The sequence below is a fragment of the Mycobacterium sp. MAA66 genome (assembly GCF_041261665.1).
Taxonomy (GTDB): Bacteria; Actinomycetota; Actinomycetes; order Mycobacteriales; family Mycobacteriaceae; genus Mycobacterium.
The window spans coordinates 73,227-98,076 of sequence record NZ_JBGCCC010000004.1 but is presented as its reverse complement, the minus strand read 5'-3'; the positions used below and the strand labels follow the sequence as shown (position 1 = coordinate 98,076).

Annotated in this window: 21 protein-coding genes; 9 read left to right on the top strand and 12 right to left on the bottom strand. The window is 61.2% G+C overall.

Features of this window, described 5'->3' with window-relative positions; translation table 11 throughout:
• Positions 1 to 69: 69 nt before the first annotated feature.
• From ABIA30_RS14680 to ABIA30_RS14660, 5 genes are all read right to left on the bottom strand, one after another.
• Positions 70 to 330 (bottom strand): hypothetical protein, encoded by a 261-nt coding sequence (locus ABIA30_RS14680; protein WP_370066535.1) that lies wholly within the window; start codon positions 328 to 330, stop codon positions 70 to 72.
• 626 nt (positions 331 to 956) lie between these two features.
• Positions 957 to 2,420 (bottom strand): phage/plasmid primase, P4 family, encoded by a 1,464-nt coding sequence (locus tag ABIA30_RS14675; RefSeq protein ID WP_370066533.1) that lies wholly within the window; start codon positions 2,418 to 2,420, stop codon positions 957 to 959.
• Positions 2,411 to 3,589 (bottom strand): bifunctional DNA primase/polymerase, encoded by a 1,179-nt coding sequence (locus tag ABIA30_RS14670; RefSeq protein WP_370066532.1) that lies wholly within the window; start codon positions 3,587 to 3,589, stop codon positions 2,411 to 2,413. Before ABIA30_RS14670 ends, ABIA30_RS14675 begins: the two co-directional genes overlap by 10 nt.
• 53 nt (positions 3,590 to 3,642) lie before the next feature.
• On the bottom strand, positions 3,643 to 3,900 hold the full coding sequence (locus ABIA30_RS14665; RefSeq protein WP_370066530.1) for a hypothetical protein: 258 nt from the start codon (positions 3,898 to 3,900) through the stop codon (positions 3,643 to 3,645).
• A 376-nt stretch (positions 3,901 to 4,276) separates the two neighbouring features.
• Complete coding sequence (locus ABIA30_RS14660; RefSeq protein ID WP_370066528.1) at positions 4,277 to 4,690, bottom strand: hypothetical protein; 414 nt, start codon at positions 4,688 to 4,690, stop codon at positions 4,277 to 4,279.
• Between the two features lie 800 nt (positions 4,691 to 5,490).
• On the opposite strand from ABIA30_RS14660, the gene ABIA30_RS14655 reads away from it, so the two are divergent.
• The gene (locus ABIA30_RS14655; RefSeq protein WP_370066526.1) at positions 5,491 to 6,321 is read left to right on the top strand and encodes a hypothetical protein; all 831 of its coding nucleotides are present in this window, start codon (positions 5,491 to 5,493) and stop codon (positions 6,319 to 6,321) included.
• Positions 6,322 to 6,465: 144 nt separating this feature from the next.
• On the opposite strand, the gene ABIA30_RS14650 is transcribed toward ABIA30_RS14655, so the two are convergent.
• The 4 genes from ABIA30_RS14650 to ABIA30_RS14635 form a co-directional block, all read right to left on the bottom strand.
• The gene (locus tag ABIA30_RS14650) at positions 6,466 to 7,026 is read right to left on the bottom strand and encodes a hypothetical protein (RefSeq protein WP_370066524.1); all 561 of its coding nucleotides are present in this window, start codon (positions 7,024 to 7,026) and stop codon (positions 6,466 to 6,468) included.
• 50 nt (positions 7,027 to 7,076) lie between these two features.
• A complete protein-coding gene (locus tag ABIA30_RS14645; RefSeq protein ID WP_370066522.1) occupies positions 7,077 to 8,666 on the bottom strand; it encodes an NAD(+)--arginine ADP-ribosyltransferase in 1,590 nt (529 codons plus the stop codon).
• 82 nt (positions 8,667 to 8,748) lie between these two features.
• Positions 8,749 to 9,042 (bottom strand): WXG100 family type VII secretion target, encoded by a 294-nt coding sequence (locus ABIA30_RS14640; protein WP_370066520.1) that lies wholly within the window; start codon positions 9,040 to 9,042, stop codon positions 8,749 to 8,751.
• Positions 9,043 to 9,052: 10 nt separating this feature from the next.
• On the bottom strand, positions 9,053 to 9,373 hold the full coding sequence (locus ABIA30_RS14635) for a WXG100 family type VII secretion target (protein WP_370066518.1): 321 nt from the start codon (positions 9,371 to 9,373) through the stop codon (positions 9,053 to 9,055).
• A gap of 137 nt (positions 9,374 to 9,510) precedes the next feature.
• Here ABIA30_RS14635 and ABIA30_RS14630 point away from each other — a divergent pair, with 137 nt between their 5' ends.
• Positions 9,511 to 12,954, top strand: a complete 3,444-nt coding sequence (locus ABIA30_RS14630) for a type ISP restriction/modification enzyme (RefSeq protein WP_370066516.1) — start codon at positions 9,511 to 9,513, stop codon at positions 12,952 to 12,954.
• Between the two features lie 131 nt (positions 12,955 to 13,085).
• Positions 13,086 to 13,802, top strand: a complete 717-nt coding sequence (locus tag ABIA30_RS14625) for a hypothetical protein (protein WP_370066514.1) — start codon at positions 13,086 to 13,088, stop codon at positions 13,800 to 13,802.
• A 440-nt stretch (positions 13,803 to 14,242) separates the two neighbouring features.
• Here the strand turns inward: ABIA30_RS14625 and ABIA30_RS14620 are convergent, their stop codons facing one another.
• Entirely contained in the window at positions 14,243 to 15,535 is a 1,293-nt protein-coding gene (locus tag ABIA30_RS14620; protein ID WP_370066512.1) for a PucR family transcriptional regulator, read from the bottom strand.
• Between the two features lie 152 nt (positions 15,536 to 15,687).
• Here ABIA30_RS14620 and ABIA30_RS14615 point away from each other — a divergent pair, with 152 nt between their 5' ends.
• The gene (locus ABIA30_RS14615; protein WP_370066510.1) at positions 15,688 to 18,201 is read left to right on the top strand and encodes a hypothetical protein; all 2,514 of its coding nucleotides are present in this window, start codon (positions 15,688 to 15,690) and stop codon (positions 18,199 to 18,201) included.
• A 183-nt stretch (positions 18,202 to 18,384) separates the two neighbouring features.
• On the opposite strand, the gene ABIA30_RS14610 is transcribed toward ABIA30_RS14615, so the two are convergent.
• Entirely contained in the window at positions 18,385 to 20,124 is a 1,740-nt protein-coding gene (locus ABIA30_RS14610; protein ID WP_370066508.1) for an acyl-CoA dehydrogenase family protein, read from the bottom strand.
• Positions 20,125 to 20,262: 138 nt separating this feature from the next.
• On the opposite strand from ABIA30_RS14610, the gene ABIA30_RS14605 reads away from it, so the two are divergent.
• From ABIA30_RS14605 to ABIA30_RS14585, 5 genes are all read left to right on the top strand, one after another.
• Positions 20,263 to 20,808 carry a pyridoxamine 5'-phosphate oxidase family protein gene (locus ABIA30_RS14605; RefSeq protein WP_370066506.1) on the top strand — a complete coding sequence of 182 codons (546 nt, stop codon included), beginning with the start codon at positions 20,263 to 20,265 and terminating at the stop codon, positions 20,806 to 20,808.
• Positions 20,809 to 20,941: 133 nt separating this feature from the next.
• Positions 20,942 to 21,508 (top strand): sugar O-acetyltransferase, encoded by a 567-nt coding sequence (locus ABIA30_RS14600; RefSeq protein ID WP_370066504.1) that lies wholly within the window; start codon positions 20,942 to 20,944, stop codon positions 21,506 to 21,508.
• 125 nt (positions 21,509 to 21,633) lie between these two features.
• Positions 21,634 to 22,311, top strand: coding sequence for a YoaK family protein (locus tag ABIA30_RS14595; RefSeq protein ID WP_370066503.1), 678 nt, complete (start codon positions 21,634 to 21,636; stop codon positions 22,309 to 22,311).
• 82 nt (positions 22,312 to 22,393) lie between these two features.
• A complete protein-coding gene (locus ABIA30_RS14590; RefSeq protein ID WP_370066501.1) occupies positions 22,394 to 23,497 on the top strand; it encodes a TIGR03857 family LLM class F420-dependent oxidoreductase in 1,104 nt (367 codons plus the stop codon).
• A 161-nt stretch (positions 23,498 to 23,658) separates the two neighbouring features.
• Positions 23,659 to 24,180, top strand: coding sequence for a TetR/AcrR family transcriptional regulator (locus ABIA30_RS14585; RefSeq protein ID WP_370066499.1), 522 nt, complete (start codon positions 23,659 to 23,661; stop codon positions 24,178 to 24,180).
• Here the strand turns inward: ABIA30_RS14585 and ABIA30_RS14580 are convergent.
• Positions 24,168 to 24,767, bottom strand: coding sequence for a hypothetical protein (locus ABIA30_RS14580; protein WP_370066497.1), 600 nt, complete (start codon positions 24,765 to 24,767; stop codon positions 24,168 to 24,170). The genes ABIA30_RS14585 and ABIA30_RS14580 overlap by 13 nt on opposite strands.
• Positions 24,768 to 24,850: the final 83 nt, after the last annotated feature.

The following is a 24,850-nucleotide window of genomic DNA, read 5'->3' as shown; positions in this document are numbered from 1 at the left end:
GCAGTTTTCGACAGGCGTAAACGAACGTTCCGCCTCACGCCCGACGCTACGCCAGCAAATTAGATACCACTACTCATTACCGTTCGACCGATCCGCCAACCGCCGAAGCTCCGGCGTCACGACGCCGTCAGCCAATGACGGATAGGGGTCCGCCCCCTCGCGTCGGTCGACCGGCGCATCGTCGCCTCGATCGCGACTAGACGGAAGCGCGAGCGGACCTACCACGCGTTCCGACTCGGCTACCCGCTCGGCGGCGATGAGAGTACGGCGTCGGGGCGTCGTTTCATCTTGAGCCGTCCGCGCGATGCCGTCGAACGCGATATCGGTCATCAGACGTTCCCATGGTGCAAGTTCGATGTCGCTAGACGGCGCAGATGCATGTTTCGCCGAGATGCCTGCGCGATCTAGCGCGTCGCGAATTGCGTTCAGCCGCACCGATTCCGATTCGGCGGTTGTGGCAATTCCAAGTAATTCACTAACAAGTCGATCACTTGCCTCTTCCAAGCGTCTGCGAGCCCGCATTTTGGTAGCTGGCACATTACCCCCGTGATGAGTACATACCGTTCCGCCCCGAATAGCCCAACGCCTGCAACGACTTCCGTCCTTCTTATGCGCTACGCATCGGCGTGCGGGGTTGCCGCGGTTCCATTCGATGGGTTCTGCATTCGATAGGTCAGACACGATCTAATCTCCAATTCTGATTCGACGTGCGGAGCAGAAAGCTGGTAGGCCGCCGCGTCGTGAACGGACGACGAAATATTTTGCGTCCGAACGGTATCCGCGTATCCGGCTAGTCACCGCGAACGCTTCGCCGAGGGGCTCTCGTCCTACCTCGCTTCCTCCGAATACTCAATAGGTAAGTCGGATACCCGGATACTGAGGCCCCTACGTCGGGGAAAGCCGCGTTTGTATACGGATACGTCCCCGATGCCGTTTCGGATACCGCGACAATCGGTCTATTTGGGGGCTCCCCTCAGCCGAATCCCGCTGTACGCAGGTCTCTGCTGGCCGCGCGACCCACGTTTACTGTGAGGATTGAAGGTGACCTTCGGCGCGACGTCCGGAACAGCGGTCATCAGCTTTCTCGTCAGCGTCGCCTTGGTAATGAGCTCGTATCCGTTATCGTAGGACCAGCATCTATGCGCGCTGTACAGCTCGTCCTTCGTGACGTAGTAGTCGTGGTGGTTTCCAAACTCGCAGCGCTCCAACAAGAACTGTTTGATTGGGCTACCGCCTTCGCCTAACACGTCCATGCAGTTGGCTGCGGACTTTGGTGTGATGAAGGTGCCCCGCTCGCGCAGGCGGTCCAAACCGTCGAGCGCCCAGATGAGAATCGACGGCAACTCATCGATCAGCTCCTGCTTCAGGCGAGGATCGGGCTTGGGGTTGCTCCCTTTACCATCGAAAGAAACGCCCATGTAGAGCGGCACCAATCGGCTTTGCACCGCACCTGAATCATCTGGCAATACCGGGATTTCATTGCTCATGAACATCAACCGTGTCGGCAGCTTCAGGGACACCTGTTCCTTGTTCTTGCGGTTGACCGAGACGGTATCACCGCCGGTGATCCTCAAGATCGCCTCGACAAGCTGCTTACCGAAGCTAAGACGCGCATCCGTAAATGTTGCAAGAGATTTCCCCAGCAACGGCTGATATGCGAAGTCGTTCCGGAAGTGGTCGCCGGAAAGCCCGGCGCAGTTATCCGGCCCGATCAATCGCTCCAAGACATGGGTGATTGTTCCCTTACCTGATCGCGGACGCCCGATAACCATCAACATCTTTTCCAGGTCTCGCCGACCCGAAATGATGTACCCGAACCACTCCTGCAGCGTGTCAATGGACTCTCGATCGCCTGGAAAAACCTCATCGAGGAATCGCAGCCATCGATTCGGCCGACTCGACGAGTCGTTGTAATCAAACGGCAAAGCCATCACGTTGAAATAGTCGGTCGTGTGGCTCAGCAGTACCCGGTCAGCTGTACGTAAAAGACCATTACGACAAGCGATTACAGGATCCTCACGTCCATCCAACCAGCACGGCGGATCCACGCCCTCTTGAACCTTCACCAGTCCGCGCGCCGCATCGATGACACCATTGAGCTTGGGAGTATTCGGCTTCCATCTCAGCACTCGACTTTCGCTGCCCAAATACTGTGCATCACAGAGCATCTCGTACAAGTTGTCCCTGATCCCTTCAACAGAGATCTGGTGGAAGTACACTCCGGTCCAGTACAACCACAACCCATTCCAATACCTCAACGGTTGGGCCTTGGAAGCAGCCATATCTACGACACGCTGCGCAACATGCCGAGGATTGTCTGGCGCCGGCCACAAGTCGGCGCATTCCGCCCCCTGGCCAGCACCACCTGCAGGCCGAAAGGGTACAACGGCCGCATCACCGGGCAATGCGGTCACCGCCATCCGCCCCACTCACTCGCTGGAAGCCTTGCGCCCCAACCATTCAGATCGATTGGGCTCCAGGCCCGCAGCTCACTGTCGTGCATGTCGAGGGCTTCGGCGACGGCATGCTCGACCGAGCGGGCGAAGTCGTAATCGTCTAGCTGGCCGCCGCGCTCTGCATAAGTGACCTCTGCAGCTTCGCGGATCGCGGCTAATGCATCCGCCCACGAATAGCAGCCCGCCCGTGCTTTTCGCGCTGCTATCCACAACGCCCTGTGCACAGCTGGACGAGTCTGACCTGCACCCGTGGCACGGCGTACTGCACGTACTGTCGGTTCCAATGATTCAGGCTCGCGGTTTTGTGTGTACTCGTGGGCGAACGCCATCACGTCGTCAGCGCTAGCCGGCGCACCCCGACGGCGGGGTTCTCGGTACAGACCAGCTAACCAGGATTCCGGCAATGGCGGGATCGCGCGACGGGGCGGCAGAACCGGCTTCAACCTTTGTTCGCCGGTGTCCTCGTGATGCAGACGGTACCGCTTGCCGGTGTGGTGGACGCTTCCTGGTGCGGCCAAATAGCGATGGTGGCGTTGGATTAATTCGACACCATCACCGAGCACCCCCGGCCCCTCCCAACCGTCCGGGACAGCGAACAACCGGATACCACTGCCTTGCGAGTACGACCGAGCAGTCGTCAGATACGTCGCGGGTAAGGGACCGAGGCGTGCAACATGTTCCGCGATAGTAGCCAGCCCACACTTTGACCCATACTGGTCGATATCGATACCGATCACCCCCTTGGGCACACGTGCTCCAAGGTTGAGAACCCCGCGCTCACCCATCAACAAACGATTGATGATTTTTGCTGGCATATCGGCGATTTCGTCTTCCGTCGCGTCTCGCCCGTTGCGACCACTAAGCCCTGCCATCCAAGGCACCTTCCCTGGCAGATCATTGGGGCGATGCGGATCGATCCTGCCGATCGGCTGGATACCCCAGCCGCGTTGACGCGCACTCTGCCCAAGACGGACGAAGTGCTCAACCCTCATTCCCTCGTATAGGGCCCACGTCTGACCCTCGTCGTCATAACAAATACCCGCGCAATATCCGTGATCGGCAGGTTCAAATCCGCTGTCTACCAACGCAGTCAGAACTAGCATCGGATCTCCAGAAATGGACGCTTCTTCCACGCGAGACAGACAGCTGACACCAGCGCAATGCGCTGACACTCGGAGCCCTCTACTCACTTCACCCTCCTGCCGCGACTCGGAGGGGCGACGTAGACACCCGGCTGGCGCCGCGCCGTAATCCACTGGAGCCCATCATTTTTCGTGAAGTAGTTCCTATTCCCGATGCGGGTGGGAACTATCTCGCGTCGCAGCACGGCCCACTTCACGCACCTTCTCGTGACACCTACCAAATCTTCGTCATAGAAGAGGTACTCCCAGAGTTCCTGTTCAGTCAGGTTCGGCTTGTCCATGTCGTTCAGGCCATCGGCCATCGTCGTCCTCCAAACAAAAAGACTGGCGTGCATCGAAAACACGCCCTCAGCGGTCAATGAGGGTTGTGCCTTCGACGCACGCCAGTCTCAGTGGTTTAGCGCGTCGCGTCGGTCCGTAGAGCTTCGGCCTAGCCGATCGCCTATGTGGCCTTTCGCAAAAGCTATGAAGTTCTCGGTACCGATAAGCATACTCCGTGGGCGCCGTTTTCGACCGCCTTAAGACCGCGCTAGCTCTACGGTCATACCAAGCCGGGCTCTCGTAAGCATCTTGTAACACAACAAGTTCGAACTGGACCGTCACCGGCCGGACCGGGCTACCGCTGTCTCAATGGTTTGTCTAGCCCGTTTCCGGGCAATGCATGGCGCGGGTTGGCCGTCAGACGGCGGGGGACGCCCCATACACCCGATGGATGTACTCCCAGTTTTCCATGCCCGGGCTGCATGAATCACCGTTGCCCGTGTAACCACCAGGCAAGCACGGACCATCGCCCGGTGACTCCTGCGCCTCGCCATCCCGCTGCCGTTGGTCCTCCATGAGCCTGTGTTGGAGTACCGGCTTGACGTCCGGGCAGACATTGTCTGTCACCGCCGTCATGATGCCGACCGCCAGCTGGGTCGAAAAGCGCGCCATCAGATAATTGATTGCCTGGTCTGCGCCAGCGTCCGTCGGGTTGTTCCGCATGATGGTGCAGACACCTTCTCCGTACTGCTCATCGTCGATGGCACGGTTGGCGGCATTCGTTGGACTGTTTGGATCACTCGGATCGGCGTGTGCAGACGCCGCACTCATAGCCGCGCCAGCGGCCGCAATGAGAACGAAGGTCGTTATAGCCCTGCAAAATTCAGCGAGCCATCGTGGGTTCTGCTGGCAACAAACAGTCATTGGTCAACGCCGTCCCGCTAGAAGCAGTTCGGGCCTGGCGACCAGCGACATGGGCCAGGCACCGGCGTGGCGATCGGCGGGTTCAACACCGCGATATTGCAGGATAGGTCGATCCAGGCAGGGCAGCCGGGCATCACGCATTGGTTCAGCTGACCGTTCGTCATCTGCTGAGGTGTGCAGTAAGTGCCGTACGGGTCACCAACAGCGGTCGCCGGTTCTACCAACGACCCGACCACACAGACGATCGCTGCGGTCAAAATGAGTCTCACCCAGGTACCGCCCTTCATGCCGCAACGCGGTCCAACCCATTCCAGCAGTGTTCACTACAGCAAACGCCGCAAAGCCTGCCACGCGCGGCATCCGCTCCTGTCGCCCACTCATAACTGCAAATTACTCGCGTAAGAATACCCGCTCGCCCCTTCACGCACGCCCGAATCGCCACGCTCAGCAAATTTTTCGATCAAATGAAGTGTCGATCAGAACGAACCCACACAACTAGGATCGGGCCGTGCGCCGGCTCGCCCGAACTGGAAACGTTCTACTTCTGATGTCGTTGCTGGCGGCGTGCGGGATCAAGCTCCCATCACAAATCAACCTACCCACCGCACTGACCAGCGAGGACCCACAAACACTCGAAGCCGCGAAGGCGACCGCGGCAGGAATTTTTTGATCGTAGGGCAGCTGGCGACTACGCCGGGGCATGGCTGATGTACGACAAGCAAGTTCAGCACGGCATTAGCCAGCCTGACTACGTGACCCTGAGTCAAACTTGCGATAGCGGCCTCGACAAGCTCCCCGTGACGGCCACGGGTGTCCGGATGGAGAGCGACAGCCACGCTCTGGTTCGTATCAAACCTCTCGGGTTCTCAGTCCAACGGGAAGTTGTCTACCAAGACGGCAAATGGCTAATGGTGCCCGCCGGCAAATTCGCGGCAGAACTCGGCAAGCCTGTTAGCGACGCTATCGCCGATGAAAAGGCCGCCGGAATATGCGGATCATCCAACCCGGATCGGGCCCCAACGCCAAACCCGGGTCTGCCAGCAAACTCGCCGACCACAACTGCTCCCGGCCCAAGCGACACTCAGCAATGTTTCCAGGGCAACTGCGCGGTACACCTTAACCCCAACTACAACCCCAATGACCCAAATAACAACGACCCCTACCTGCCGGACAACAAACATGCTCCAACCCCTGCCTCCAGCTATGAACCGCGGCAGATTCCGCCCGCGGCCGATCAAGCCACACCAGTAGTGATTGCCTGCCAGGAACCGAAAGTTAAGCCACTAAGCATCATGTTGACGTGCGACAACACCTGGAATGTCGACAAGATCGTCTGGACCAGCTGGGGCGCTGGCGCTGACTCGGTGGGTACCGGCATCGAGTTTCAAGACGACTGCGTTCCAAACTGCGCACAGGGCTCGGCGACCTATTCGCCGGTTACGATTACGCTCACCGGTGCGAGCCCTCCTGACTTCCATTACACCAGCGCAGTAATCACCAACCAGAACACGGGCAAGTCCAAGACCGCGTCGCTCTAACTACTTCGGTCGGATGGTTGTCGAATCGATTGCGCCCCAATCACTACCGACGCAGCAGGCAAGTCGCACTCGGACGACTGAACCCCATCGAACGCAGCGAGCTGCGTGGGATTGCAGGGTCTTCTTGTCGAAGAGGAATGCTGGCTAGCTTTGCCCTTCTTGTTGGCGTTTAGCACGTACTGGGCTCTGTTTCTCTTGCTTCCCCGAGCTTTTGGCGACGGGAGCACGACCAGCTGAAGGTTTGGTGCCGTCTGCTGCGGCTTTCGTACTTTGACTCTCGGCGACGGAGGTGTCAGAGAATTCGGGTTGCTCGCGCAGGCTCCATCCAGCAGGGACGGCGTGGGTGTCGTAGTAGTGCTGGAACAGTTCGATGGCGTCGGCGGCAGTGAGCACTTCGCTCGGTTGGACTAAGTAAGTGTTGTCGCCGTTCTGAATTGGCTCGGTCTCAGCTGATTCGCCCGCACCTGCTGATCGACCAATGGTGTAAAGCCGGTACGCGCCTTTGTTGTCGGCTTGTTTGATTTCGACGGTGAGCCGGTCAGGAGCGACGCCAGTGGTCTGGATCCACTCGGTGGGGTGGACGGTCTCGTCGTATTCGGCGTCGGCCGGTAACGGGAAGATCGAGTAGTACGTGTACTTGCCGTGGCCGAGGCGGTTTATTCCGGCGGCGATTTGCCCAGGCACTTCCTCAGTGAACTCGGTCATCCATCCCGACGAGCGATTCGACTTCCGCACGTGAGTCGGCCTGTCGAGTCTCATTCGGCGGGAACCGTTTCAACGTGGACCTTGGTGATCTTCACGGTCTCGACTGCTCCTTGTTCGTTGGTGATGGTGACATATGCCGGATTCGATGGTGACACGAGGCCGTCAAACTCGCGTTGCCCCGGCGAGAGCGATGCTGTGCCTGACTTCACCTCGATCGCCTCATAGGTCCCGTCGGGTAGCCGTCCTAGGCCATCGTAAAACCGGCCACCGCTGGCACCTCCATCAACGGTGGCTTTCCGCTGTTCATTGGTCACCCAGCGCCCGGGATTGTCGTCTTTGTAGTTTTCAACGCCTTCGGCTTCACGGCCTTTGGCGTAGTTGCCGCCGCCGCGGCCGGTGATGTGCCCGTACGGATCTCGGCCGTCGCCGCGGTCGATCCCTTCGCCGGGGCGGCCGATATGAGCGTGCATGACGGTGACCGGGTTCAGCGCGGCCTCATGGGACAAGTCGATTGCTCCCGCGCCGGCCATCGTGCCGCCACTAGCAATCATCGCCGCACCCGCAACGTTCACCGGAACACCGACCAATGCACCAACCCCAGTGGCGTCGAGTATGACCCCGGGAACTTCCACCCCGGCTCCGCCAGCGATCAACGCTGCCCCGCCGATCATCCCCAGCGTGTCGAGCGGGTTATGGATCGCAGCGTTGCCGAAACTCGCTGCGGAGTTGACCACGTCAGCGAGCACGTTGTACGCGGCGTCGCCGAACTGTTCAATCTCCATCTTGGCGTACTCGGCCATGGCCGAAGCGATTGCTTCTGCGGCCTCGACAAGGGGTTTGAGCAGCGCGGCCAGTGCGTCGACCTCGGCTTTGAAGTTGTTGACCACGACGCGGATATCTTCGGCGATCTTCTTGATTTCGTCGTTGTCATCGCCAGTCAAGAGATCCCAGACTTCACGAACCCCGGTGAGCGGGTTCACAATTCGCGACAGCAGGTCAAGGATCGCCGTGTGCGCAGCGTCGATCTGCCCGGCATAGGAGTTGAGGTTGGATGCGACCTGAACGCACTGGCCGAACAGCGCCGTCGCGTTGGTGTTGCCGGTGACGACTGCTTGCGCGACGTGCGCACCTTCTGGAATCTGTTGTGCGGTAACCACACCCAGCGCGCTCAGTAATTCAGCCTCGGACCCCAGGAACGCCGAACCGGCCGCCGCCCAGGCTCCGGCCGCTGCACGTAACTTGCTGGGGCTGCCGTCGGGCCACACCATGCCGAGAAAGGGTTCGACCAGCCACCAGCCGGGCGGTGCCCCCTCATTGCTGCCCTGTGCCGAGGGTGGAAGCTGCGCAGTCGCCGGCGCAGTCGGTGCGGCGGCAGGCAGCGGAGCGCCGCCAGTCCCGTGGGTGTTTGATGCGACCTCGGCACGCGAATAGCTGGTAGCGCTGGCGCGAATCCCATCGCCAATGCGCGCCAACCCATTTCGAAGATCAACCATCGATTCGAGCATCGCCTTGGCCGACTTGTCGTATGCCTGACCATGAACAACGCCTGCCGGGTCATCGCCGGACATGCCACTGCAGCCAGCGAGGGCAGAATGCAACGCGTCGATGGCTTTACCCAGCGTTTCTGCTTGCGCGTCCACGGACTGCCCGGCGCCATCTAGCGCCTGTGGGTCAACAATGATCGGTGCCAATAGACAACCAGCTATCGCAACGTCGGCACAGTCACCGCGACCACATCGCCTGATTGCTCTTGGCCGCACCGGTGTAATTACCGTGTGCCTTGAGCGCGGCCTCCCGCAGCTTCACCAGCGCCTGGCGCATTTCCTGGGCGCCGTCAGTCCAGCGGCGGTGAGCGTCTGCCTGGGTCGTTGCTGCTGCACCTTCCCACGTGGCATGAAGCCCGGCAACCTCGGCACCTGCCGCGGTGATCATCGCCTCGATCTTGGTTTCGAGTTGGGCCATCTTGTCCACGATGCCCATCAACTGGTCGGTGTCGACGCCGAACTCGTCAGACATAACAGGCCCGCTACCTGTCGATGTTCATCTGGGCACTGAGAGATGCCACGGAGCTTTGGTCTTGGTCTTCATATTGGCCGGCGGCTGAGCCGAGCAGGGTGGCCATCTCGGCTAGCCCAGTGTGGACGTCTTTGGCGCCCTCATGCCATTTCCAAAATGATTCGGCGAACGCACCACTGGACAACCCCGTCCAGCCTGACCTGACGAACCCCGACACCTCGTTGTCGATGGACTGCAGCTGGACGGCAAGTTCGTCGGCCAGAGAGCCAATCGAACTCGACACGCGCCACAACTCGCCTGGTGAAACCCCCAGAATCCCGCCCCCGGTCATGCCTCCAAGCGTACGCAGCGCCCACCCAGGCTCCCTGCACGACTTTTCGCACCGAGACTCGCAACGCCCCATGGCTTGATCCGGCGTGTCTCGTTCGACTCCGCTATTCAACACCTGGGTGGAAATACGATGCTCCTGTGACTGCCCTACGCACGTACCTCGAAGGCATGCGCAAAATTCATCTGACCGGCGAGGCAGTTCCTGAAACCTCCTATTACGGCCAACTCGAGGCGTTGCTCAATGACGTCGGCGACACGATCGGCCCGGCAGTGACGTGTGTACTGACTACGAGGAACCGTGGGGCAGGAGTGCCCGACGGCGGTCTCTTCATCGCTCGACAAGCAGTCGCGGAGGCTGGCGAGTCGGTCCTTCTCGCGCGCTCACCCGAACGAGGCGTGATGGAAGTCAAGGGGTTGGCGGAGGACGTAACTCAGGTCGCAAACACAGCTCAGGTCAAGCGTTACCTAGCCAAATACGGCAAGGTGCTGGTCTGTACGTATCGAGATTTCCTTATCCTGCAACTCGATTCGGACGGCCAAACCCATGAAGGTGAGCGGTTCAGGCTCGCCCCCAACGAAGCAGCGTTTTGGGCCCTCGACCCGAGGGCCGCCGACCAGGCGATGGGTGGCCCGTTCGCCGACTATCTGAAACGAGCGCTGTCGCGCGATGCACCACTTGGCAATCCAGCAGACCTCGCGTGGTTTCTCGCAGCGTATGCGCGCACCGCACTCAAGCGCGTCGAGGACGTGGGTGAAATGGATACCCTCAAAGCATTGCGGTCGGCTTTAGAGGAAGCTCTCGGCCTACGCTTCGAAGGCGAAGACGGTGAGCACTTCTTTCGCTCTGCTCTGGTGCAAACACTGTTCTACGGTGTCTTCGCGGCGTGGGTCTACTGGTCTGAGCACCAACCTGCGGGTTCGGACAATCGCTTCAACTGGCGGCAGGCCCAATGGACTCTGCCGGTTCCGATGGTCCGTGTGCTCTTTCAACAACTCGCTACGCCCGCGAACCTCCCAGTCGGGTTGGACGAAGTCCTTGACTGGACAGACGACGTCCTCGCACGTGTTGATCGCGCACTGTTCTTTACGCGTTTCGAAGCCGCAGAGGCAGTCCAGTACTTTTACGAACCATTTCTCGAAGCCTACGATCCTGACCTGCGCCGCGAGCTTGGCGTCTGGTATACGCCTCCCGAGGTTGTGCGCTACATGGTCGAACGAGTGGACGAAGCGCTGCGGACACAGTTGGGCCTGCCGCTTGGTTTTGCCGACCCGCAAGTGCACGTACTCGACCCCTGTACAGGCACCGGGTCTTACCTCACCGCCGTTCTCGACAGAATCGTTACCACGCTAAAGCAGCAAGGCGACGATGGACTCGTTGCGGCTGAGGCCAAGCAGGCCGCACTCGGCCGCCTGCACGGCTTTGAGTTGCTGCCTGCGCCGTTCGTTGTTGCGCACCTCCGGATTGGCATCGCGCTTCAAAGGCTCGGCGCACCGCTGAATTCGAAGACGGGTGAGCGGGCAAGCGTGTATCTCACGAATGCCTTAACCGGTTGGGTTGACGGGGACCAGCACCCGCCGCTCCCGTTCCCAGAGTTCGTTGCCGAGCGGGACGCGGCGGAGGCCGTAAAGCGAGAGCGACCCATCCTCGTTGTGCTCGGAAATCCCCCCTACAACGGCTTCGCCGGGGTGTCTCCGGCGGAGGAAGGAGGCCTCGTCGAGCCGTACAAGGCCGGGCTTGCTTCGGACTGGGACATCACAAAGAACAAGCTCGATGATCTTTACATCCGGTTCTTCCGAATCGCAGAACGCCGCATCGCCGAACAGACTGGCACAGGGATCATCTGCTTCGTCAGCAACTCGTCATGGCTAGGCGACCCCTCAGCGGTTGTGATGCGAAGGCGACTACTGACCGAGTTCGACACCGTCACAGTCGATCACCTCAACGGGGACAGCCGCGAGACGGGAAAAAAGACACCTGACGGCGACCCCGACCCCTCAATCTTCTCCACACCTCTCAATCCGGCTGGCATCAGGCGTGGAGTGGCCATCAGCATGCTGGTCCGCACTGCGGACCACGTCGATTCGTCGGTGGACGTTCAGTACCGCGACTTCTGGGGCAAAGACAAGCGCGAGCAGTTGGCCTCAGTTCCTGCGAACCCGGACACTGGCCCAGAGTACGAATCGCTTGTACCAGAACAGGACAATTGGTTTCGGCTGTTGCGTTGGAGCCCAAGACCGGGCTATGCAAGGTGGCCGGCTGTTAACGAACTGTGTGCCGTGGCCCCGATGCTTGGGCTTAACGAAAACCGCAAATTCGCGTTGATCGACAGCGACCGCGACGCTCTGGACGCGCGCATCAGGACGTATTTGGACCCCGATGTTCCGATCTCGGATGTAGACCCTCGCCTGAGCAGGTCCTATGCACGCTTCGATCCAGTGCGGGAACGGGAACGTCTGCTAAGAGAGCGCCCGTTTGATGATCGGCGGATACAGCGCTTTCAGTTCAGGCCGCTCGATGTGCGGTACGCCTACGTCGAGACCCACGCGAAGCTCTGGAACGAATCGCGGACTCTGTTAGTCACTTCTTCGGCTGAAGAATCCGGCTTCATACTCGTCCGCCGTCGCGCGCCGCGATCGCTCGATGGCGCCGCGCTGCATTTTTCTGACTGCCTGATTGATCAGAAGGTACTGTTCACGGACGCGTACGCGATTCCGTTATGGCTTGCAGCCAAGGCGAATTCGCCCGCTGCGGAGGACCCCGTACTGTTCGATCTCGTGGCTGAAGTAGACGCGTCCGCCACGTGGAGGCCGAACCTTTCCAGTCGGGCTGCCGCCTACCTTCGACGTCTCGGCATCGAAGATGCAGCCTCAAATAAGGAGAGCGCCACTCTCTTGTGGATGCACTCGGTTGCTATCGGAACTTCTCCCCTCTACGTAGAACAAAACGGCGAAGCCGTGCGTTCGAACTGGCCACGCTTACCCCTGCCGAAATCGGAGTCATTGCTACGCGAATCTGCTTCGCTAGGAGGTCGTGTTGCCGCCTTGCTCAATCCTGACCAGCCGCTCATCGGTGTCGACGCACCGCCTCTTGAGCCCTCTATGTCTCGCGTCGCTGTTATCGAGCGCGTTGACGCGAAATCCATCAACCCTGACAACGGCGACCTAGCCGTCACCGCTGGTTGGGGAATCGTTCAGTCGACTGGGGTCATGCCCGGCGCTGGCAGGTACAACGCACGTGATCGAAGGGCCGAGGAGAAGAGCGGTCTCAGAGATGAGGACCGCGATGCACTTGGCGAACAGGTGCTGGATATCTACCTGAACGAGGACGTCTGCTGGCGCGGGGTGCCAACGGCGGTCTGGGACTACAAGATTGGTGGATTCCAGGTCCTCCGCAAGTGGCTCAGCTATCGCGACAAGCGGGTGCTGGGGCGTGACCTCACTATGGTCGAGGCACGTACATTTTCGTCAATCACGCGGCGCCTCACCGCGATCGTGCTCCTGGGACCGCAGTTGGACGCGAACTATGTAGAGGCGACCGAGCCGGCGTTGATGGAGTTGTTCACGGATTCCGAACCTGCGTAGTTGACACAGCGCGCCAACCATCGTCGCCAGGTATGCTTCGTTTTCTACGGCGCTCGGCGCCCCAAATTCAAAGCCATACGAACGCAACAGATCTGCACCGCCATGTCGGGGATAGCGTCACAATACTGGCCATGGCCGCCACCAATCTCGCGGATGTTCGTCTACCCGACAACGCCGTGGCTGAAATCCATGCAGCGAGTCCAGTCCAATGGATAGACGAGCATGCCGTTGTAGTCGGCCATCGCTGGTGGACAGCGACGCTCACCAAATACGGCCTCCAGGACACTATCCTCGGCGACACTATCTCCCGCGCGGACATCTTTGCCCTTGCCGACCCCGCCGTTGATGACCCCGCCGCAGCACTTACGTTGCTATGGAACGCACTCGCTTGGGGCAGCGGAACCAAGCGACGGAACAACAAAGCTCGGATCGGTTCCGTAGCACACGATTCCCCGGCTGCCGGGGTGCTGCTCCAGCAAGCCGCTCAGATCAGCCGTAGCGACCCGCTTCGGGCCTATGACTTGCTCTATCCCAGCAACAAGACCGCCCTCCCCCACCTCGGCCCCGCTTTCTTCACGAAATATCTGTACTTCGCGGGGGCCGGACACCCAGACCACCGCTGCTGCATCCTCGACGAGAACGTCGCGCTGGCACTGCGCGATGCGTGCGGGTGGAGTACTTTGCCCACCTCGGCATGGCCGGCCACCTCTTACGAGCGTTATGTGCAACTTCTGGACCGTTGGATCGCTGACTACCAACTACCGCGCCGCGACATGATCGAACGCTGGCTGTTCGAGCATGGCAAAACCCTGCCACGCCGGAGACACGTAAGTTCTGAAGTGAATTAGCGACAGTTGCCGGGCCGCGCATCGCGCGGGTCACCGGATCATCTATCAATTAATTAGATTAACTAATCTATCACGGGTGGCTTGCAAAAATTGTCCGTCAAGTACACCTGCGTCACCGGCCGGATAGGGGTTAGGGTCGCCGCGATTTGCGCAGCGCGGTACCCCCGCCGTACCCCGAACATAGCCGAACCGCAGCCGTACCGGCACAGAATCGCAGCCACACCGTACGCGCGCAAACCTGCTGCTAGATGGCTTCATTGCTCGAATCAGCGAAGCGCTGAACAGGACCTTCCGAACAGGTGTTCATAACGCGAAATAGCTTCCCAAGCTGAATACGCGGGTTCGATTCCCGTCATCGGCTCCATGTTTACCAGCGGCAATGCCGTTTGAATATGTTCGGACCAGGCCGCCAGCGTCACCAAGGGGTACCGATCACCCGCTCACCGGTGCTGGACCGCCGGCACCCTGGCCTCTCGCCACTGCAGCGCCTCCAATGCCAGCGCCACGTGCACCGTGGCCCCTTCCAGCGGTCGCGGCAGCAACGCTTGGGCTTGAACAAGTCTGCGCATCAAGGTATTTCGATGGGTGAACAGGCGCGCAGCCGCTTGCGAGGCGTTGCACTGCTCGTGGATGTACGCGAGTACGGTCAGCTGAAGTTCTGGGTCGGCGTATTCAAAATCGCCGAGCGTGTGTCTGATGAATCGGTTCGCCTGTTCGGGGTCGGCGGTGAGCAGTGCGACGATCTGGACGTCGGCGAAGCTCGCGATCTGCTGGGTTGATCCAGGCTTCGTCATCACCCGCTGGGTTTCGATCGCATCCAGATGGCTACGCCGGAACCCTTCGATTCCCGCTGCTGTCGAACCGATAGCTATCCGCACACCGGTCAGTTGACCGAGCGCAGTGATGACTGCGGAGAAGTCTGGATTGTTGGCGCCTGGTAGCCAGAGCCAACGGGTGTCGGCACTGGCCAGCACCGACAGTGCGCGACCGCCGCGGACGGTGTGTATCAACAGTTCGGCCGCTTGGTCCAGATCGGCGAGGTTGGCGGTCGATTCACTGCCCCAGATGATGGCCGCGGTGTGTCCCTGATCCAGCTGGTACCCGAGTCTTTGCTCGGCGTGGTCGCGATCCAGTGGTGCGCCATCGAGGATGAGCATGACCGTTGCCCGACGTTCCGGGTGAGCTCCGCTGGTGAGATTGTCACGCTCAATCCGCATTTGGCGGTGCACCGCTGAAGCCGTCTCACCCAAGAACAATGTGATCGATCTTTCAGACACGTCGAACAGCTCCCGCATGTCCTCGGGGTCAGATGTCAACTGGTACACGGCCTTCAACCAGAAACGTAATGAGAGGCTCTGCGCCAACCGGTAGGTTTCCACGACTGCCGCTTCGCTGATGCCGCGTCGAACGAGATATCGCGCAATCGCCAGCGTCTCTGCATCGGTGTTCGCCGGAACTGGCTCACCGGGATGACTGATATTCGCCGCCGCCCAGTGCAGCTGGTTCGAGCGATTGCTACGAGTGATCGCTTCCGCGGCGATCGGATCGTCGGCCAGCGAATTGCCGGACACACTCGCCATCAGGCTTGAGGTCAGCGACAGCCTGCTCACCTCGTCGTAAAAGGTTTGACCAGTGTGGACCACGATCTTGGCGGCCCGGCGCATCAGCTCCCGCACACGCTCAGAGGGAGGGTCCCAACTACTGGTGGGCAGGAAATAGTCCGATGAGTGCACGATGCATCATTTTAGCCGATGAAAGTGTGCAGCATGCCTATTGACGTGCATGAAAATTGGCAACAAGCTGGGAACGCTCACCGGCCGTTCCATGCAACGCGTTCCCATCCGAGCAGAGCAAGAAACGTCAGCATTCATCAAAGGAGGACCGCGTGTCTCATGTCGGATTCATCGGGCAACAGTTCAGCGCAACTAGTCAGGGCTGCCCATCCGCTGAGCGCCGCTTGAATCGAGCACAAGCACGGCGACTTCGAAAAGCGGGCAGCATCGCGACGGCTGCAATGACCGGCGCCATGACGATGGCGTTGACAGTCGCACAATCTACGCCCGATGAAGCAGTCGTATCACGCGCTGTTTTACTTGCTTCAAATAGCTACCAGTTGACTACCGATCAAATTATCGCCACGGAACAGCAAATCGCTGCCAGCAATAGTGGTTACCCATTTATCACCAATTCCGATCTCGCGTCATTACCCGCCTATACACGGGCCCTGGCGTCGAGTGGGCTCTCCACCGCATTTAGTCAATTGGCCTTGACCAATTCTTACGATCCAAACATGGCGTACCAGGCGATGCCCTGGAATGCCCCCTCGACCGAGCCACTACAATTTCTCAACGATCCCAATGCGGATAATAAATATCTTGTTGCGTCCATCGACTCCCGGGCCTACACGATCACCATCCACCCTGCACCCGGAACCAAAGATGTGACCTTCGTACCGATGTCAGGGACCGGCTTGAATGGGAATTTTCTTTCAACCGGGTTCAGTTACGATTTATCACAATTCACACCCAATGCCGACGGCTCATACACGATCACCATGAGCCCCACCCAACAGGCGGGCAACTGGGTAAATAGCACGGGTGCCCAAACGTTGCTCCTGCGCGATACCGTCAACAACTGGGGCTTACCGCACGACAACATCACCATCCAGCAACAGGGCACGCCGTCAACGTTCACCCTTCCCGTGCTGTCGAAGGGCCAGATCTCATCGATCCTGAACGACATCGCCACGAACCTGTCTGGCTTGAATTCCAGTGTCACCAATTACGGAATCCAAAAGATGTTCGCCTCGATCCCAGACAATACGTTCAAACCAATCGGTCCGACGACCTCCGCCGTCGGAGGGCCGATATTGCCAGGCCAATTATCGAGCCTCGGGCGTTATAACCTCCAGCCAGATCAAGCGCTCATCATCAAGGTGCCCGATGTAGCGGCCGGATACACCGGTGCTCAACTCTCGAATGTCTGGCAACAAGACCTCCCGTACGCGACCGCTACCGGCAGCCTCAACAACAGTGACGTATTCAAGTCAAGTGACGGCTACACCTACTACGTGGTCAGCGCACAAAATCCAGGTGTCGCGAACTGGCTCAACACCTCCGGCACCACGGACGGATCGATCTCCCTCCGGTTCCAGGACCTCACGGGGTCCGTGTCTGACACTCAGGTGACAACGCAAATCGTGCCTGTCGCCGATGTCCGCCAGAACCTGCCCGCAGATACCCCCACAGTCACCCCCGCGCAGTACGCGGCCAACCTCAAAGAACGCCTCTTCGAATACAACTACGTTCACGACCAGAACAACGTTCCAACCGGTTGGGTGACGGCGAATCTGGAGAACGATCAAATAAAGGCCGCGATCGGCACCAGCACCTACAACCAGATATTCGGCAGCCAAACCAATGTGCCCTCGGTCCTGAGCCGCGCACTGAACCCTGCGCTCACGCCTGACTATCTGTCGCTCGCCAAAACCTTTTTTGCCGACCCCAGCCGCGGCCTGTCAGCCATTGTCAGCAACTTGCCCCTTGCCGCCCAAGACATCATGGCACCGACAGTCTTGGCCGTCTTGCGCCTGGGCATGCTGATCGGCAACACCACTGCCGCAGTACTCCACAACGTCACAACAGGCCAACTGGTCGGGGCATTGCGGGCAGTGGGCGCCGGCATTCAAGGGCTCGGAACGCTCGTCAACCAAACATTCGTCGACCCGGCCACGAGCATCACCGCAGGCTTCCTCAACGCACGTGACGACTTGGCGGTGTCGGTAGCGCACTCGAAGAGCTACTCCCCGCTCTCCTTCGGCACTGTTCGGACGGCGGTGGGGCAGATCGGTCAAGTCAACAAATCAGCAGCGAACATGCTGATCGGTGGACTGGCGGGCCTACTGCAGTTGCTCAGCCCGGCCAACATCGCAAATGCTGGGGCAACTCCCGCACCTGCCACCAAGCCGCCGGTCACCACGGCCGCCTCTGCAGTCGCGCCAGTCGCGAAGATGACCACGACCGCGGCGCCGGCGACGACTGCAGCGGCCACGGCCGTCGCAACGTCGGTGACCGCGGCCGGAACAAAGCCGACTGCCGCGAAGACAGCAGCAGCGCCGGTAGCGGCAATTCCAACCCGGCCGGTGACCGCGGCAGCAGATACCTCGTCGACCAGGTCTACGAAACAGTCCGCGGCAACGCCGGCCCCCCGGCCAGCCGATACCTCCACAGCCGCGCGCGGAACAACGCAACCGGCTGCGTCCACGGCGTCAGTTACCACTGGCACACAACATTCCGCGGAGACCAAGAGTTCAACGTCCACTGATGGCAGCCCGTCAACGAATGCCGCGAGCTCCACTTCGACAACCCGGCAACATTCCACCGCGGCCAAGAAGCACTGAACCGTGATCCACGGGACTGTCGCAGTAATGGCGTGAACGGACTGATCGGCCCCGGTGTGCTGGGGCCGATCAGTCCGCCTGGCGAATGGAAATATCCTCAGCCAGAAGTGATGTGAAGGCTCTTACCGTTCTCGAATTCACCCTTTAGCAGGGCCTGCTGGCGCCGTCTCGGCAGACCAACCCCTACGGCCGCATCTCGTAAGCACCGTCGTAGGACGCCACCTGTGCCCAGACCCGATCGAACCGAGCCGCGTCGCCAACCGGCTTGCGTATCGCGGACAACGCCCACTCCTGTTGGGCCACCGTCGAGCTCGGCTTACCGTGCAGCGCAACCGCATACGACGAGAAGTCACGGATCTGAAAGTCGAAGATCTGGTCGACCAGATCACGGTCGAGGCCGGTCAGTTCCGCCTGCTCGAGGATCAGCTGCCCGTAGACGACCAGCGTGAACAAGTGCCCGACAACCAGGACGAAGTCGAGGTCGCTTTGCTGGTCGGCGTCGGGTGCCGCGGTGGCCAGCAGGTGCCTGAACGCCAGCACCTGTTCGTAGAACCGGGCCACATTCGGCACCTCGAGGTTCCGCTCGTACACCGGCGCCCAATCCGCGAACTGCACCTTGGACGCACCCCGCGCCGGCCCCTGCGCCCAGAAGAACACGTCATCGGCCGCGTCATCGCGGGTACCGATCTGCGGGTAACTTCCCGGGTTGAACATGTAATTCGGCATGAACTTCAGGATCTGCGCGACGTTCACATGCACCGTGCCCTCCAACCGGGGCAGGGCTCCGATCAGGCGGTTCACCTCGCTGAAGTAGGTATTCTTCTCAAATCCTTTGGCGGCCAACACATCCCACAACAGGGTGACGACCCGCTCGCCCTCGGAGGTGACCTTCGACTTTGTCACGGGGTTGAACAGCAGGTAGCGACGGTCCTGGAGGCTGGCACTGCGGAAGTAGTCGATCGCGCGATCGCTGAACAGCTTCATCGCGATCAGCCGGGCATAGACGTCGACGAATGAGGCGCGCACATGCGGGAAGTCGGTGACCGGATTGCCGTAGAGGATCCGGTTGTTCGCGTGCGTGATCGCCTCGTAGAAAGCGTGCTCGCACATGCCGATCGAGCCGCTGCACAAGTTGAACTTGCCGACATTGACCGTATTCAGCGCCGCCGAGAACGCCTCCGGACCGGCGCACAGGATGTCCTCCTCGTGCACCGGGTAGTCGTGCAGCCGGAATGTGCTCACGAACATCTGGCCGTGCACGACATTGTCGATCAGCTCGTAATTCTGATGGCCACTGTCCGCGACGAACCAGACGTAGCCGTCAGGTCCGTCGACGTCGGTGCGGCGCGAGAACACCGACACCATGCCCGCCACGTTGCCGTTGCCGATGTAGTACTTCTCCCCCGACGCGCGGAATGCAACCCCTTCGTCGTCATTGTCAGCGGGCGTCAGCAGCATGTCGGTGTTGTAGATGTCGGCACCATGCTCGCGCTCGGACAATGCGAACGCCATCACGCCACCCGCGTCGAGCTGTGCGGCGGCCCGCTCCTTGGCCTTGATGTTGTCGCTCTGCCAGATCGGACCGAGGCCAAGGATGGTGACCTGCTCGGCGTACCAGTACGCCAGCCCGTAAAACCCGAGGATCTCGCTCAATGCGGCGTTGCGCGAGGTGTCCCAGCGCTTGTTCGGATCACCGTCGGCGAACTCCGACGGGGTCAGGAACGTGGCGAAAACGCGCTCCCGCTTGATGAAATCGAGAAAGTCGGTGACCCAGGTGGCCTCCAGGTCGTCCTGCAGCAATCGCGCCTTGCCACGGTCCTCAAACCATGCGATCAGTGCGCGCAACTGACGTCGCGTCTCCGGATCGAGTTGTTGAGGGTCGTAGTCGTTCGGGTTGAGCAACAGTCCGTGGGACTTCGGCATGGGCACCTTCTTCGGTCCGGATTTGGCACCGAATCTAGCGCGCCGACAACTACGGGGCCGCAAATTTCGACTGGTCAGCGCGGAGATACGTCCGAAACTCGCTCGACCAACGTCACCCGGTCGTGCAAGCTTGCGCTTATGGGCAAGCAGTTCCCGGAGATCACTGACAGGTTCCGCACCTTCATTGCCGCGCAAAGCATGTACTTCGTGGCAACAGCGGCGCGCGACGGCAGGGTGAACCTCTCGCCGAAGGGCTTGGACAGTCTCCGGGTCCTCGGGCCGAATCGGGTGGCCTGGCTGAACCTGACCGGCAGCGGCAACGAGACCTCGGCGCACCTGCTCGACAACCCCCGCATGACGCTGATGTTCTGCTCGTTCAACCGCGAGCCACTCATCCTGCGGCTCTATGGCACAGCCCGAGAAGTCCAGCCCAAAGACGCTGACTGGGCAGAGCTCTACGGCAAGTTCCCGCCGCACATCAGCGCCCGCCAGATCTATGACCTGACGGTGGACCTCGTCCAGACCTCGTGTGGCTTCGGCGTGCCCCTGATGTCGGTCGAGTCGGAGCGTGTCCTGCTCGACACCTGGGCGGAGAAGAAGGGCGCCGAGGGCGTCGCCGATTACTGGCAGGAGAAGAACCTGTCGAGTATCGACGGGGCGCCGACCAAGCTCGCGTTGGATTGACCAGCGACACTTGAGGTTTCGGTTACGAAACCATGACATCGACCGACAGCCGTTCGCCCAGCGCGTAGACGGTCGGCCGGTCCTGATTCTGCGCAGCCCAATTACACGGCGGCAGCGCGCCTAGCCTGGCTCCATGGGAGAACTCGACCGTTCGATGCGCGAGCGCATGCTCGCAGGTGACCTTTACCTCGCCGACGACCCAGACCTGAGCCGCGACTCGAAACGGGCACAACGGCTGACCCACCTGATCAACGCGCTGGACCCTACCGAACTCGACCGAAGAAACCTTCTGCTCAGGGAACTGCTCGGCGCGTTCGGGGAGGGCAGCGAAATCCGGCCACCACTGCAGTGCGACTACGGATACCAAACCGCCATCGGCGCACGCACTTTCGCGAACTGGGGTCTCATCCTTCTCGATGTGGCGAGGATCAGCATCGGTGATGACGTGCAGATCGGGCCCAACGTGCAGCTGCTCACGGCCACCCATCCATTGGACCCCGGCCCTCGCAGAGACAAGTGGGAAGCAGCCGAACCGATCGTGATCGGCGACAACGTGTGGCTCGGCGGTGGTGTGATCGTGTGCCCCGGCGTCACCATCGGGGCGGATACCGTCGTCGGAGCCGGCTCGGTGGTCACCCGAGACCTGCCATCTCGAGTCGTGGCGGTCGGATCGCCGGCGCGGGTGATCCGAGAGCTGTAGGCCACTACTCGACCCGCGCGGCTGGAGTCATCGACCGGCGCACTCGAACGCCCCGAGCAGACTGTGCTTTCGGCCGTTAGGTTGCTTGGTGTTACCGACCCGCATAGCTGACCGAGCGAGGTTCTATGACGTCCACGTCGACCTCACTGCGCATTGCACTGCTCCTGACGCTGTCCAACGGATTCCTCGACCCGTACACCTACATCTGCCGCGGTGGAGCGTTCTCGACCACCCAGACAGCCAACGTCGTCTTCTTCGCCGCCGGGCTGGCGGCCGGACATTGGCCCGCGGCGATTGCGAAGTTGTGGCCGATCCTAGCGTTCATGGTCGGGGTAGCGCTGGCCACGCACATCAGGTCCGGGCGGCTGTACCTGATGAAGAAACATCCACTGCGCTGGGTGATGGCAGTGCAAGCCCTGGTGCTGACGGTGGTCGGGTTCGTACCGGCATCGGTGTCCCCCACCGCCGTGGCCGTCGCCGTGTCGTTCGTGGCCGCAATGCAGATGGCTCTGTTCCGCAGCATCGGCGATCTGACTTTCGTCGCGATCGCGACGACGGGCAACCTGATGCGGTTCGTCGAGCAGGGCTACGCCGGCATCGTCAAACGCGACGCGGAGGGCCGCCGGGGATTTCGCGTCTACGCCCTGATGATCCTGGCTTTCGCCGCGGGCGCAGTGCTCGGCGCAACCACCACCCAGGTGATCGGCACCCGGGCTGCGTGGCTGCCCGCAGTATTCGTCGGCGCCACGCTGTTGCTGTTGTTGTTCGAGGCACCTCAGTCACTCCCAGATGAATCAGCCTGATCGTCAAGTTATTGAGAACCCTCATTGACAATTGCACGGTGATGCTTAACAGTGCTAATCATCACGGCACGGAAGGCAACCGATGAGCACCGCTCCGCAGGCACCCGACCAGCTCAATGAGCTCGGCTACTACGCCGTGACCCGGCACCCCGCGGATGTCCGGGTCGTTCTCCCGGAAGCCCGCGCTGCCGACGAGCTGGGTCTGGGTTCCTGCCACATCGGGGAACGCTTCACCGTGAAGGACGCGGCGGTGCTCAGCGGCGCCGTGGCGGGCGCCAGCTCCAGCCTGGGCATCGCGCCGTCGACCAATTACCACACCCGCCACCCCACTGTCACCGCGACGATCGGGTCCACCATGCACGCACTTACCGAAGGCCGTTTCGCGATGGCGTTCGGACGCGGGATGGCGGCGTACTGGCAGGCGATCGGTCTGCCGGTGGTGACCGAGGCCCGGCTGCGTGACTTCTTCGGCATCCTGCGCCGGCTCTGGGCCGGCGAGATGATCCTCGACCACGACGGCCCGGCCGGGAAATGGCCCCTGTTGCGCCACGTCAGCGGCCTGGAGGACGGACCCCCGATCGGCCTGGTGGCGGTCGGACCCAAGACCATGGAACTCGCCGGTGAAATCTGCGATTTCGTTGTGCTGCATACCTTTTTCTCCGACGAGGCCACAGAGAAGTCAGTCGCGGCCGTGCGCCGGGGCGCGGAGAGAGCAGGCCGCGATCCCGACGGCGTCCGAATCTGGGCGTGCCTGGCGACGGTCCCCGACGCATTGTCACCGGAGGATCAGATCCGTCGCGGGGTCGGCCGGCTGGCGACCTATCTGCAGGCGTACCCGGATGTCCTGGTCTCGGCCAACGGCTGGGATCGTGCGACGTGGGACCGCATCCGGCAATCCGAACTGTTCACCGATGCGGCCACCGCCGGGCCTATCGACGCGAGCGCCTCGTACCAGACGCTGCAACGCATCGCCGAACTGATCCCCAGCGAATGGCTGGACTCGGTCGCCAAGGGATCACCTCAGGACTGCGCGAAAACCATTGCCCGCCAATATGACTTGGGCGTGCACTCGGTGATCATGCACGGCGCCGGCCCGCACGAACTCGCGCCTGTGGTGCAGGCCTACCGGGACAACCGGCCGACACTACGCAGGGCGGTCGCGGCGAATCCCGGACGGTTCGCCTGAGCGCCGACGAATCCCCGCAGGCCGCCCGCGCGCGAGAACAGTGGCAGGCCATCGTCACCCAATCGGGCGCGGGCACCAAACTGAACAAGCGCGGCCTCGAAACCCGGGCCCGCCTGCTCGAGGTCGCCATCGACTGCCTGGCCGACAGTGGTGGCGCGCCGGTGTCGGCGAATCGCATCGCCAAGGACGCGGGCGTCACGTGGGGCACGGTGCAACATCAGTTCGGTGACCTCGACGGGCTCTGGGTTGCCGTGATCACCGAAATTCATTCACGCAGTTGGTCATCCAGCCCCCAAGCTCCACGCAGTGGCACGCTGCGGGACCGGGTGCAAACGGCCATCGACTCCGTCTGGCGCTACCTGGACACCACCGAGGGGCGAGCGCTCACCGCACTGCGCACCTCACTACCGGCGCGCCGCGCAGACATCGCGGCCGAATATCCACGCACCGCCGCGGCTTTCGCGGCGCGTGAACTCGACTGGATTCAAGGTTTCGACTATCTGATGGACGGGCTCGACGTCGACCCGGACCAACTGCACCGGGTGCGGTGTCTGCTGCCCGCCGCCATCAGGGGCCTCAGCAACGAGCGGCAGATCGGCTTCACTTCCGATCTCGACATCGCCCGCGCGGCGTTGACCGACGCGGTGGTGGCGCTGCTGTCCCAAACCACTCAGCGCAGATAAACCTCACCGCCGGTCGGATACCCGCCGCCGGTCGTCGTCAGATGCACATGGTCGAAATGCCCGCAATTGCCGCTCTGTGAGCCGGTTGGCGTGTAGTACACACCTCTCCAGATCGCATCCTGCAGCCCGAACCGGGCCGCGTTCTTCAACGCGTACGCCACCACCCGATTGCCGAGCGCGATCCCCGCCGCACTGCCCGGGTTCGGGACCATCACGTCCAGCGCCAGTCCCTCGGGGTGCCAGCGCAACACATCCGGGCGGACGCCGCCCATCTCGTGGATCTCCGGGAACGCAGCACTGACGGCGCGCTCGGCCAGGATCGTGCGGACCTGCAATCCCCGCTCGGGAGCGACCCCGATCGGCAGGAACTGAGGAACCGCCGCCGCGGGCACAATCCGGTACCGAGACGCCGGCATCGCGGGCAGGGCCAACACTTCGACGCCGGCCATCGGCGTACAGCAGCTCACCACCGAAGACACCGGCGGCTTGACCACGCTGCCACCGGCCGTGACGAACACCCCTGCGCCGGCGACGGTCAACACCGCTGACCACAGCCGTCTACTGCGAGCAACCACGATTCGACCCACGACCGGCACCTTATGAGGGTTCGGCCACGCACACGGCAAACGCCAGAGTGCTCAGAGAGATTCCTCAGAGTCCTGCGAGATTC

Coding starts and splice junctions, on each gene's coding strand:
- ABIA30_RS14680 (WP_370066535.1), bottom strand. CDS start 330: ATGACCGATATCGCGTTCGACGGCATCGCGCGGACGGCTCAAGATGAA.
- ABIA30_RS14675 (WP_370066533.1), bottom strand. CDS start 2,420: ATGGCGGTGACCGCATTGCCCGGTGATGCGGCCGTTGTACCCTTTCGG.
- ABIA30_RS14665 (WP_370066530.1), bottom strand. CDS start 3,900: ATGGCCGATGGCCTGAACGACATGGACAAGCCGAACCTGACTGAACAG.
- ABIA30_RS14660 (WP_370066528.1), bottom strand. CDS start 4,690: ATGAGTGCGGCGTCTGCACACGCCGATCCGAGTGATCCAAACAGTCCA.
- ABIA30_RS14655 (WP_370066526.1), top strand. CDS start 5,491: ATGTACGACAAGCAAGTTCAGCACGGCATTAGCCAGCCTGACTACGTG.
- ABIA30_RS14650 (WP_370066524.1), bottom strand. CDS start 7,026: ATGACCGAGTTCACTGAGGAAGTGCCTGGGCAAATCGCCGCCGGAATA.
- ABIA30_RS14640 (WP_370066520.1), bottom strand. CDS start 9,042: ATGTCTGACGAGTTCGGCGTCGACACCGACCAGTTGATGGGCATCGTG.
- ABIA30_RS14635 (WP_370066518.1), bottom strand. CDS start 9,373: ATGACCGGGGGCGGGATTCTGGGGGTTTCACCAGGCGAGTTGTGGCGC.
- ABIA30_RS14625 (WP_370066514.1), top strand. CDS start 13,086: ATGGCCGCCACCAATCTCGCGGATGTTCGTCTACCCGACAACGCCGTG.
- ABIA30_RS14610 (WP_370066508.1), bottom strand. CDS start 20,124: ATGCCGAAGTCCCACGGACTGTTGCTCAACCCGAACGACTACGACCCT.
- ABIA30_RS14605 (WP_370066506.1), top strand. CDS start 20,263: ATGGGCAAGCAGTTCCCGGAGATCACTGACAGGTTCCGCACCTTCATT.
- ABIA30_RS14600 (WP_370066504.1), top strand. CDS start 20,942: ATGGGAGAACTCGACCGTTCGATGCGCGAGCGCATGCTCGCAGGTGAC.
- ABIA30_RS14595 (WP_370066503.1), top strand. CDS start 21,634: ATGACGTCCACGTCGACCTCACTGCGCATTGCACTGCTCCTGACGCTG.
- ABIA30_RS14590 (WP_370066501.1), top strand. CDS start 22,394: ATGAGCACCGCTCCGCAGGCACCCGACCAGCTCAATGAGCTCGGCTAC.